The sequence below is a fragment of the Sphingobacterium multivorum genome (assembly GCF_039511225.1).
In the GTDB taxonomy this organism is placed as follows: domain Bacteria; phylum Bacteroidota; class Bacteroidia; order Sphingobacteriales; family Sphingobacteriaceae; genus Sphingobacterium.
This window is the reverse complement of the sequence record NZ_CP154261.1, coordinates 4,262,534-4,273,938: the sequence shown is the minus strand read 5'-3', so window position 1 is coordinate 4,273,938 and position 11,405 is coordinate 4,262,534. Positions and strand designations below refer to the sequence as shown.

Below are 11,405 nucleotides of genomic sequence, written 5' to 3'. Positions count from 1 at the left end.
AGTTATCTTTAACCACGAAAAGATGAACTGCTAGCTAAACCGATCTACCAATGAACTATACGAGCGAAAAAGAGCTGCTTGAAGATTTCCTCAACGGGGAGGAGCAGGCTTGTGCGCATGTATACAACCGTTATTTTAGTCGCATTTGTTTATACGCATCGAGCTTTGTGGATGAAAGCAAAGAAGCGGAAGATATTGCCGAGGAGGGATTTCTCCGCTTATGGCAGAGCAGACGGCGTTTTGAAAGTTTATCACATCTGAAGGCGGCGCTTTATCAGGCTACGCGTCATGTAGGCATCAATCACCAGACCGCTCGGCAGCGAAGATTGAATCGAGTCGATAGTTATGTGGCACAACAGGAACAGAATCAAAAATCTTATCTGCATGAAATTGTGTATAGCGAAGCCATGGCCGAACTCTACGAAGCCATTCAGAAGCTGCCACCCAAAGCACGTGAAATTATACAGCTGAGCTACCTCGAAGGCAACAGCAATCAGGAAATTGCGGATCTATTGCAACTAAATATTCAAACAGTAAAAAATCAAAAGTTACGTGCCCTAGGCCTGCTACGCCAACATTTAAAACGCGATTCCTTTAATTATCTACTCTCATTGATCGTCCTTTTTGGAAAAATTTAATTTTTTTTAATTGTCTTTGGTACTTTTTTAAATCGGCGTGGTATCTATAGATGAAATAGCGTAAAATGGACCCTAAAGAAGAAGAAAAACTTATCCGTATCAGTTCGCTTGTCCTCCGTGAAATGCGGGGAACGCTCAGCGGCGAAGACCGTCTTTTTTTGGAACGCTGGCTGCAAGAATCCGTGATGAACAAACAGATTTATTGGCGTTGCCTGGATGAGGAGCAGCAGCGTGAGGCTTATGCCAGTCTACAGCATTTTGAAAAGCAACGTAATTTTGAGTCGATAAAAGCTAAGCTTTCCTTTCGTTCTTCAACCAAAAGGTCTGGGCTGCTGCAGCGTCTATGGCCTTATGTTGCTGCCGCTAGTGTGCTGTTAGCACTTTCGGTTGTGTGGTATTGGAATCAGGATAACAGCCGGCCGGTTCAAACCCAATTTGAGGCTGTAAATGACCGCCTTCCGGCTTCCCATCGGGCGATTATAACACTCTCAGATGGTAGACAATATGCTTTGGATAGGGGCGAAAAGCAAGTCGTGATCGATGGCGGAGGTATACGTTATAACGATGGTCATGAAGTGGCGTCGATCGATGCAGCGGTATCTGCCCGGATAGAAACTCCGCGTGGTGGTACCTACGAGGTCACTTTGCCCGATGGCACTCAGGTGAAGCTAAATGCTGGGACTACACTTGCTTATCCGACGGTATTCGCGAAAGACAGACGCGAGGTCAGTCTCCAGGGCGAGGCCTATTTTGAAGTTGCAAAACGCAAAGATCAACCTTTTATTGTGCACACCAAAAATCAACAGGTGCAGGTGCTTGGAACGCATTTTAATATCAATGCCTATCCGACAGCAGCACAGACAAAAACAACCTTGCTGGAGGGAAAAGTACAGGTAAAAGAATTGATCAAAGGCCAAAAAGTAACCTTGCTCCCCGGCGATCAGTCGGTCAATGCCGGAACGCAGCTTACCAAGCATCCGGTCAACATAGCGCAGGAAATGGCTTGGGTATATGGCAAATTCAACTTTGACGGAAAATCACTTCGGCAAGTCATGGATGAACTGTCTCAATGGTATGCGGTTGATGTGGTTTATAAGGGCGATGTACCCGATGTTTCCTTCTTCGGGGGAACATTCAGAACGAGCAAGTTATCAACGATCCTAAAAATATTAAAAGACCAGGACCTGTCCTATCATTTGACGGACGATGGGAAACTCATCATTGAAAAAAATAATCCTAAAGCACAGAAAGGAGGGCAGTAAAGAACGTAAAATTATACTTGACCAAACGATATGAATTAACAAATTGGGCAGTGGATCTTGTCATCTATGCAATCGATCCTGCAATCTAACCTAACTAAACGAACTAGAATTAATGAAATTAAGTTGTTTTTCACAAGCGACCAGACCCTTTTTATGGCTCATTTTGGCTGTCTTGCTACAGCTGGGTCATAAGGTAAATGGGCAAACCGTAACCTATGCCGGGCGCAATGTTCCACTGATGGATGTGCTGCAGGTGGTCAAAATTCAGACGAACTATGAAGTGCTCGGAGCCAAAAAGATATTGGAGTCGGCGAAGCCAATTTCAATTAAAGCGGACAAAATGCCGCTTAAATTATTTCTTGATAAAATTTTAAGTCCGCAGGAAATCGGCTACACGATTGAATCGAAGACGATTTTCCTGGAAAAAAAAACAAGTCCACGGAAATCCGAGCCCAAAAACCTCCCCCCGGTAGAAAAATCATCCCAAAAACAGATTCGCGGACAAGTCCTTGGGAGAGACCGTACGCCGCTTTCCGACGTGAACATTTCACAGTTGGGCAATACCATCGCAGTGGCCGATAAAGAGGGACGTTTTTCTTTTGTCGGTACAATGCAACCGCTTACATTAAGTCGGGTGGGCTATAAAAACTACACGCTCGCCTTGGTCGAAAACAAAGATGAGTATAGTGTAGTGATGGAAGAAGAAGCGAATGCACTAGAGCAGGTCGTTGTTACCGGTTATCAGATACTAAAAAAAGATTCCTATACCGGAACTGCTATTACCAAAAGTGGCGATGAACTACGGCAGGTCAATCCGCAGAATGTGCTGCAGGCCATGCAAGTGTTCGATCCATCATTTAAATTGCTCGACAACAATCTTGCTGGATCCAATCCCAATGCTTTGCCAAATATCAATGTGCGTGGATCTTCTTCATTGCCCACCGGAGGGAATGAAGTGCTGCGAAGGGATAATATCACGACCACAATCAATATGCCGGCCTTTATATTAAATGGTTTCGAAGTAAGTGTACAGAAGGTGCTCGACCTGGATATGACCCGCATTGAAAGTGTCACGATCTTGAAAGATGCTGCTGCAACCGCCATATATGGTTCGAGAGCAGCCAACGGTGTGATGGTCATTACGACTAAAATGCCCAAGGACGGTAAATTGCAGTTGACTTATACGCATGAGAGCAATGTGAATATGCCCGACCTGACCGGATATGATGTTTTGCATGCTGCTGATAAATTGGCTTATGAGAAGCTGGTCGGGCTGTATGATGCCACGATTCAGCGGCAGCCACAGGATGCCTTGGATGAACTGTATTATCAAAAGCTGGCCAATGTCCTTGGCGGTGTGGATACCTATTGGCTGTCACAGCCTGTACGGACTGCGGTCGGGCAAAAGCATGGCCTTTATCTGGAAGGTGGTTCGGAGACGTTTCGTTATGGCGTGGACATGCGTTATCAGACCAGGCCCGGTGTGATGAAAGGATCGGGAAGAAATCAATATTCGGGCGGATTAAACTTTAGCTATAACCTCAAAGGTAAATTTAGATTTCAGAACGAGCTTGCCGTAACAGTGGTCGATGGACGTGAATCTCCCTATGGAAATTTTGCAGATTATGTCAGAATGAATCCTTATTACCGCATGACAGATGATCAAGGAAATATAATACAGGAGGCCGATGTATGGACAAGGGTAGCAAATTCGGGAAGTGCACAACGGGAATATGTCTTGAATCCACTTTACAATGCGACGTTGAATAGTTTCAATAAACTGGGATATACCGAATTGCTGAACAATTTCTCCGGTGATTTTGACCTCAGCAATGGACTGCGCCTGCGGGGGCAGGTGAGTTTGTTGAAACGCTTGAATACCGATGATAATTTCCGCTCGCCCTTAGCCAATGATTTTTATTTCTATCCTACAGCACAAACAGATGAAAAGGGTAGTTATACCAGCTATACAAATAATGAATTGTATTGGGATGCAAACATACGGCTCAATTGGATGCGTACGATTGATCTACATAGCTTCAATGTGGTCGGGGGAACCAATATCCGGACGGAAAGCTATGATGAGCGTTCTTTCAAAGCGATAGGCTTTCCGAATGACCGATTTACCAGTGTGGGATTTGCCAAAGGATATGCTGAGAATGCGAGTCCTTCGAGTAGCTTGGGTGCCTCCAGGCTATTTGGTGCCTTTCTCAGTGCTAATTATTCGTATGATAACCGTTATCTGATGGATGCTACCGTCCGTATTGATGGCTCTTCCAAATTTGGGTCCAACAAGCGTACTGCTCCATTTTGGTCGACAGGAATCGGCTGGAATATGCATAAGGAAAAATGGTTTGCCAACAATGTGGTCAGCCAGTTGCGGCTCCGTGCTACGATAGGACTGACGGGGTCTGTACAGTTCGATCCTTACATGTCGCGGACAACCTATAGTTATGATAAGAGCAATTGGTATTCCTCAGGGTTGGGAAGTACGGTCCGTAATTATGGTAATGAAAACCTGACCTGGCAGAAGACCCAGAGTACCGATGTCGGTCTTGATCTTGGACTTTGGCACGATCGTCTGACACTTTCGCCACGCTACTACCATAAGATTACCCGAGATATTTTGGCCGATATCAACTTGGCACCGTCTACGGGATTCAGCTCTTATAAAGAGAATCTGGGCGATCTTGAAAACAAAGGATTTGAACTCAACGCTAATTGGATTGCCCTTAAAAAAGAAAAATGGACGCTGAGTCTATTGGCAAATTTGGTACGGAACAGAAATAAAATCGTACGTATTTCAAATGCACTGAAGAGCTACAACGAACGCGTCGATGAAGCACAGCAGGGGAGTGATTTAATGGCCGTACCCTTGCTTCGCTATAAAGAAGGTCAGTCGTTGGACGCCATATATGCCGTCCCTTCCTTGGGGATAGATCCGGAAAACGGCAAGGAAGTGTATATCAAAAAAGATGGCACATTGTCGTATGACTGGGATGCACGGGATATTGATGTCGTCGGAGTGGCCACACCAAAAATGGAAGGATTTTTCGGCGGGACACTACGCTATAAGCAATTTATGATGGTCGCTTATTTCCAGACGCGGATAGGAGGTAAAACCTATAATCAAACCTTGGTAGACCGTGTCGAAAATGCCGACCCGCGCTATAATGTGGACAGTAGAGTCCTGGAGGAAAAATGGAAAAATCCTGGCGATGTGACCTTTTACAAAAGCATACAGGATCTGGGGCAAACGCGGGTATCCTCGCGTTTTATCATGCCTGACAATTTATTTGCCCTGCAGTCACTGAATCTTTCGTACGATGCTGGAAAAGCGCTGTCGAAAAAATTGGCGCTGTCGAGCCTGCGTGTTGGACTTGTTGCAAATGATATTTTTCGTTGGTCTTCGGTGAAAGTAGAACGCGGAATTACGTATCCATTTGCCCGCAGTGTGACTTTTACCCTACAGGCAGGATTATAAAAGATGGTAAGTATCATCCTACGGATGGAAAAAATATGTACAGATGAAGAAGTTAACTATAGTTTTAATACTGTTCACAGCCCTGAGTACGCTTTCTTGCTCCAAGTGGCTGGATATACAACCTGAAAGCGAAATCGACAAGTCGGTCCTCTTTTCTACCGAGGACGGTTTCAAGGAAGCCCTGATCGGCGTATATACGCGATGTGCTAAAGATGATCTTTATGGCAAGGAGCTGACCATCGGAACGCCAGAAGTGCTTGCGCAGAACTATGCGCTGTCAAGTAATGATCCCTTGCGTTATCAACAGACCAAATTGTTTAAATACAATGATGGTAACTTTATTGGTCGAAAGGACAATATCTGGAAGGGTTTATACAATGGTATTGTCAATGCCAATCTGATACTTGGTGAAATTGACCGTAAAAAGCAGTTATTTACGGGAAGCAACTATCAATTGATCAAAGGGGAGTCGCTGGCTTTGAGAGCCTACCTACATTTTGATGCTTTACGCCTATTTGGTCCGGCTCCGATTGTGAATGACAAAATTGAAGCCATTCCCTATGTAACGACCTATTCCAATAAATCCACTAAACTGTCCACGGTGTCACAACTTCTGGATTCGGTGATCCGAGATCTGGAAGACGCTAAAGAATTGCTCAAGGTTGATCCCATCCGCCTGAAATCCTACGTGATTGGTTATCCTACCGTCGGAGACACCTTGAAAAATTCAGAACTGCAAAACAAGAGTCTCTTTTTACAAAACAGAAGGCACCGGCTCAACTATTATGCCGTGTGTGGGCTGCTAGCGCGTACCTATCTCTATAGTGGAGATAAAGTAAAGGCATTGCTGAACGCACGTGAAGTGATCGATGTCAAAAAAATTCCATGGACCAATGCCACGGATTTCCTTGCCGTCGATGCGGATAAAAAAGATCGGATTTTCTATAAAGAGCTATTGTTTGCCTGGTACATCCCAGGCATGAACAGCACCTATAACAACGACTGGTTCCAGGATAACAACAGCGCGATTTATCTAGATCAGGATGAAGCAAAAACCATTTACGAGGTTGCAGGAGCCGGTGGCGGTGACATGCGCTATACGCAATGGTTTGGAACGGTAAGTGTTGGGAATTCCTTTATATCATCTATTCACAAATATCGAAGGAATACACTGGGCGACAGTTTTGCAGCCAATCTGCATTATTTGGTCGCGCCTGCGATCCGCTTGTCAGAAATCTATTATATCGCTGCTGAATGTAGCTACGAGACATCTCCCGCTCAGGCTGCAGCATGGCTCGATGAAGTACGTGAACATCGCGGCATTGGTCAGAAAGTAGATATATCAACCGATTCCAAACTTCGAAACGAACTTCTTAAGGAATACCGTAAGGAAATGTTTGCCGAAGGGCAATTGTTTTTTGCCTATAAGCGGCTCAATGTACCAATTGTCGGACAGCAAGGCACCACAATTCCAGCCAGTCAACAAATTTATGTTTGGCCGCTGCCTGATGATGAAATAATTTATGGACAACGGTAAATAGTAACCAAAATGAAAAAAAATATTTTATTACTTCTGCTACTGCCGCTGCTGCTACTGTGGTCTTGTAAAAAGGCGGTTTTAACGACTTACGATAGGTCGGCTAATGTTTATTTCGATCTGAGCGACACGGATCGGGATAGCATTGTATACACCTTTGCCTATGATATGACCAAGGCACAGGATACCGTTTTTGTTCCTGTCAAAGTGATGGGATACCGTGATCAGCAAGCGCGACAATACGAGGCTTTCGTGGAAAAGGATTCATCAACGGCCCGTGCTGATCTGCATTATGAACAGTTGAAACCGGCCTATACCATAGAAAGTGATGCAGGCCGGGCACAGTTGCCCATTATCGTACACAATATCAGCGAACTTGAAAATCAATCTGTATCACTGCTCATAAAACTAAAGGCAAGCGATGACTTTGGTGTTGAAAATCCAGCCTTGATACGCGCGCGCATCATAATTTCTGCCCGATTGGAGCAACCGGCCTGGTGGACCATGTGGCTTGATAATTATTCGCGGGTAAAACATCAGCTCTTCTTGATTGTGACTGAACAGCGCTCACTTTCTACAGTCGGACTTGATGCACCCAAGAATCTCTACTTTGTCAATCTCCTGCTGATGATGCTCAATGATCCTTTTAAATGGGTGAAAGATCACCCGGAAAAGAATTATGTGCTGAGCAGTAAAGACGACGGACAGACCTATCAGTTCTATCACGTGGACAATCCAAACCGAAGCATCTTATTGAGAAAGAATAGCGCTTCGGGTAAGTATTATTTTATAGATGAATCAGGAAAGGAAGTCAGATAAGATGAAAAGAAATGTAAAGAGATCAAGAGCAATACTATTTTTTGCCATTGCGGCTTTAAATTTAGTGGTTTTGGGTAGCTGTTATAAGGACAAGGGGAATTATGCCATCGATATGCCTGAGGGCCCGCAGATTACCGGATTGGATACTTTGTATGAAGCTTCGGTTGGCGATAGTCTTATTATAGCACCTAAAATTACGGGCATCGATGCGGCTTCACTGAAATGTAACTGGCGCATCGATGTACCGGAGGCAATTGTCCCCGAAGCCAACCACTACGAAGGGCCCACCCTACGCATCGTTTTTGGGCTTCAGGCCAAAAGATACACGGCGCGTCTTACGGTGACCAATACGGCAAATGGAATGAAATATTTCTATAATTTCAAAATCCAGGGAGCGACGGCTTTTTCGCGAGGATCACTTGTGTTATCCATCCAGAATGGGGTCAGTAAGCTGTCCTTTATAAAACCTGACAACAGCGTACAAGCCAATATTTATGAGGCGATCAATCGCGAACCATTACCACCTGATCCGATGCATATCCATTACCTCAAAAATCAGTTCACGGGAAATACCCCATTAGGATACTGGATTATTTCCAAACAGGCAGGTGTGCGCCTCGATGTCAACAACTTGGTTAAAGAAGCGGTGAAGCCCGGTACGCTGCACGATAACTTTTTTCTAGCTCCCGCAACGATTGCTGTCGGAAATTTGCTCGCTCATCCGCAAGGAGTAATGATGGGTGTCATTAACGGCAAATTTTATGGCGGAACAACGAATACCTGGGATCAATCGAATACCTATGGTATGTTTGGAACTTACGCGGATGGGGACTATGAATTGGCACCGGAAATTATATTGACAACCGTCGACAACAACTATAGTGTAATTGCTTTCGAAAAAAATAAAAAGCAGTTTATCCGAATCAATATGTATGGCAGTCCGATGTATTTTGGTACCCAGTATAGTCCCGTAAATACTGAAATTTTTGATCCGACAAAGGTGGGTATGGATCTGATTAAAATGGTACAGATCAATAACACAGATACCTACGCTTATGTGAAGGATGGTAGCGGCCAACTGTATGAACTGAAGTTCAATGCAAATTTTAACGGACCGTTTATGATTACGGCAATACATAAGAGACTCTTTATAAAACAAGAATGGATAAATACCGAAACAAAGATGGTGGCCACCCGCAATGGGTACATCTATGTGGCCTACAAAAATCAGGTGTTTCGCTATAATCCGCTCAATCAGCAGGTGGAACTGTTGAAGGCAGCCATCAAATCGGATGTCAGCCTGCTCAAACTGGATGATGACGAGAATACATTGATTGCGGGGGCAGAAGGCGCGCTGTATTATATAGATATCCGGGTAGGGAAAAACGGCGAGCTGCTTAAAACAATTGACGGTCTTCCCGGAAATCCCGTGGATATGACCTGGCGTAAGTAAAAAAAGAACAATATACAATCTAATTATATAAACATGAAAAATTTAAAAATAGCTGCCTTAGCGCTGGCATTTTTGCCCTTGACATTATTTGCGCAACAAGCCGGTTTTCAGATCAAAGGAACTGTACCACAAGCTTTCAATGGCAAAAAAGTGTATCTCGATTACACAAAAGATGGATTTCCAGCCTCGGATTCATCGGCTATTGTGGATGGCAAGTTTAGTTTCAAAGGAACGGTGGAGGAGCCAGCTTACTCCCGAATGGTGTTTGATCAGGACGGTAAGGGTAAATTGATCGCACAAAATATTGGCGATCGATTATATTTTTATTTGGGTAATGAAACTTACAACATGACCATCAAAGATTCACTGCGTACCGCTGCCATAAAGGGGTCGCCCTTGCATAACGCCTATGTCGCTTATTTAAATGAGATTGGCGGTGGTTTTATGGATATTATTGATGCGGGTAACAAGGCCTTTTCGGCGGTAAAGCAGGATGCTCCTGATGCCAATGAGCAGTATAAGGCTATCCATGAGAAGTTTGAGGCGCGATTTGAGGCGCGACGGGTTAAAGAGCTGGCATTTGCTGCCAAAAATCCCAATTCAATCTTTGCGGTGGACGCGCTTATTGATGCGGCCAATAAACGCAAGCTCAGTGAGATCGAACCTTTGTTTTTAAAGCTTTCCAAAGAGGTGCGTCAAATGACAAATGCGCGACAGTTGGAAGCACGTTTCCTAGCGGAGAGAAGTGTGAAAATCGGTAATAAGGCACCTGATTTTTCCCAGCCAGATACGGAAGGGAAATTGGTCAACGTATCCGATTTTAAAGGTCAGTATGTGCTGATCGACTTTTGGGCAAGCTGGTGTAGTCCCTGCCGTGCTGAAAACCCCAACTTATTGAAGGCATACAACAAATATAAAAATAAGGGCCTGGAAGTGCTCGCGGTTTCGCTGGATGATACAAAAGGAAAAAATGCCTGGTTAAAGGCCATTAAGGATGATGGATTGCCTTGGATACATGTCGCCGATCTAAAGGGCTGGAGCAATGAGGCAGCAGTGCTGTATGGCGTGCGTGCCGTACCGCAAAATTATCTGGTGGATCCTCAAGGAAACATTGTTGCTATCAATATCAAAGGTGAACTGTTACACCAGGAATTAGCCAAAATTTTTGGAAATTAAAGGACAACAGTATGTACTGTTATTGCCTTAAGCCATAAAGGATACTATTATTAGAACGAATGGCCATATCGATCATGGTGTGTATCACTATGGCTGATTATCTGTAAAGGCTAGGGATTGATTCCCTAGCTTTTTTATTTCGTTGTTTTTTTTAGCAATTTAAGCATGCTTGCCGCATAGTTTTTGCCTAGCTGCCGGTATCCCGCAGGACTGAAATGTAGTCCGTCGCCAATACCTGCACAGCCTTTGGAGGAGATGATATGGGCAGTAGGGATGGTAGCGGGCAGTGTCTGAATGATAGCGTTCATGCTTGCGCATTTACCGCCGGCTTCGGCCGAAAGGAGTTCGCCGGCAAGCAGCGGGACATCTTGGGCGCTCAGGTGCAAATCGCGCAGGAGGCTTTCATAGACTTTTTTTACTTTATTGGGCCATTGCCGATCGCCAGTGTTGGACTCACCCTGATGAAGCAAAATACCTTTGATAACACCTTTCTGCTGCGCCATCCTGGCTAGGGCTACCAGTCTCTGATAAGGATTGTTGTCATAGGCAGCAAGCATGGATTTCATCCATTCCGGTGACTTTGCAACATAACTTGCTGTGCTGTCCTGATCAAATAATTGAATATGACAGCCACCTACTGAAACGTTGATGACACCGACCTCAATATTTTTGGGAAGATTTTCTACAAGTGTTCGGCCAAAATAATCTGCAGGTGTAAGTCCGGTGTGGCAGCGTGTGAGTGGTGCCCGGGCCGGCGACCATTGGCCATATTGCCGCTCTAAATCGGGGCAATCTACTGCCGATAGTACCTTGAACCGTTCGATGGCCATGGTATCCTGGGGTTCGAATTTACCGTGCCCTTCCATATTGGATTGTCCAAAGCAAAGGTAAATATGGAAGTTTTTGTCTTGGGCGAACGCTGCTGTACCTGAAAAACCGTATAGAAGGAAGATCATTAACAGGATTTTAAATTGTGTTTGTCGCATGGTGAAGTTTTTCATGTGATTAAAATAAACTATTTCGCGGTAAGAATAGC

Annotated in this window: 8 protein-coding genes; 7 read left to right on the top strand and 1 reads right to left on the bottom strand. The window is 44.6% G+C overall.

What is annotated here, in order from left to right; genetic code table 11:
* The first annotated feature begins 50 nt into the window (after positions 1-50).
* The 7 genes from AAH582_RS17745 to AAH582_RS17715 all read left to right on the top strand — a co-directional run bounded on the left by AAH582_RS17745 (position 51) and on the right by AAH582_RS17715 (position 10,369).
* Positions 51-638, top strand: a complete 588-nt coding sequence (locus AAH582_RS17745; protein WP_343319211.1) for an RNA polymerase sigma factor — start codon at positions 51-53, stop codon at positions 636-638.
* Between the two features lie 65 nt (positions 639-703).
* Positions 704-1,900 (top strand): FecR family protein, encoded by a 1,197-nt coding sequence (locus AAH582_RS17740; RefSeq protein WP_053003829.1) that lies wholly within the window; start codon positions 704-706, stop codon positions 1,898-1,900.
* Positions 1,901-2,012: 112 nt separating this feature from the next.
* Positions 2,013-5,384, top strand: coding sequence for a SusC/RagA family TonB-linked outer membrane protein (locus AAH582_RS17735; protein ID WP_343319207.1), 3,372 nt, complete (start codon positions 2,013-2,015; stop codon positions 5,382-5,384).
* Positions 5,385-5,427: 43 nt separating this feature from the next.
* Positions 5,428-6,921, top strand: coding sequence for a RagB/SusD family nutrient uptake outer membrane protein (locus AAH582_RS17730; protein WP_343319205.1), 1,494 nt, complete (start codon positions 5,428-5,430; stop codon positions 6,919-6,921).
* Between the two features lie 12 nt (positions 6,922-6,933).
* A complete protein-coding gene (locus AAH582_RS17725) occupies positions 6,934-7,740 on the top strand; it encodes a DUF4843 domain-containing protein (RefSeq protein ID WP_046675254.1) in 807 nt (268 codons plus the stop codon).
* Position 7,741: 1 nt separating this feature from the next.
* Positions 7,742-9,193 (top strand): PKD-like family lipoprotein, encoded by a 1,452-nt coding sequence (locus AAH582_RS17720; protein ID WP_167450488.1) that lies wholly within the window; start codon positions 7,742-7,744, stop codon positions 9,191-9,193.
* 33 nt (positions 9,194-9,226) lie between these two features.
* Positions 9,227-10,369 (top strand): TlpA disulfide reductase family protein, encoded by a 1,143-nt coding sequence (locus tag AAH582_RS17715; RefSeq protein ID WP_343319201.1) that lies wholly within the window; start codon positions 9,227-9,229, stop codon positions 10,367-10,369.
* A gap of 134 nt (positions 10,370-10,503) precedes the next feature.
* Here AAH582_RS17715 and AAH582_RS17710 read toward each other — a convergent pair whose 3' ends face one another.
* Positions 10,504-11,325, bottom strand: a complete 822-nt coding sequence (locus AAH582_RS17710) for a sialate O-acetylesterase (RefSeq protein ID WP_231585304.1) — start codon at positions 11,323-11,325, stop codon at positions 10,504-10,506.
* Positions 11,326-11,405 lie beyond the last annotated feature (80 nt).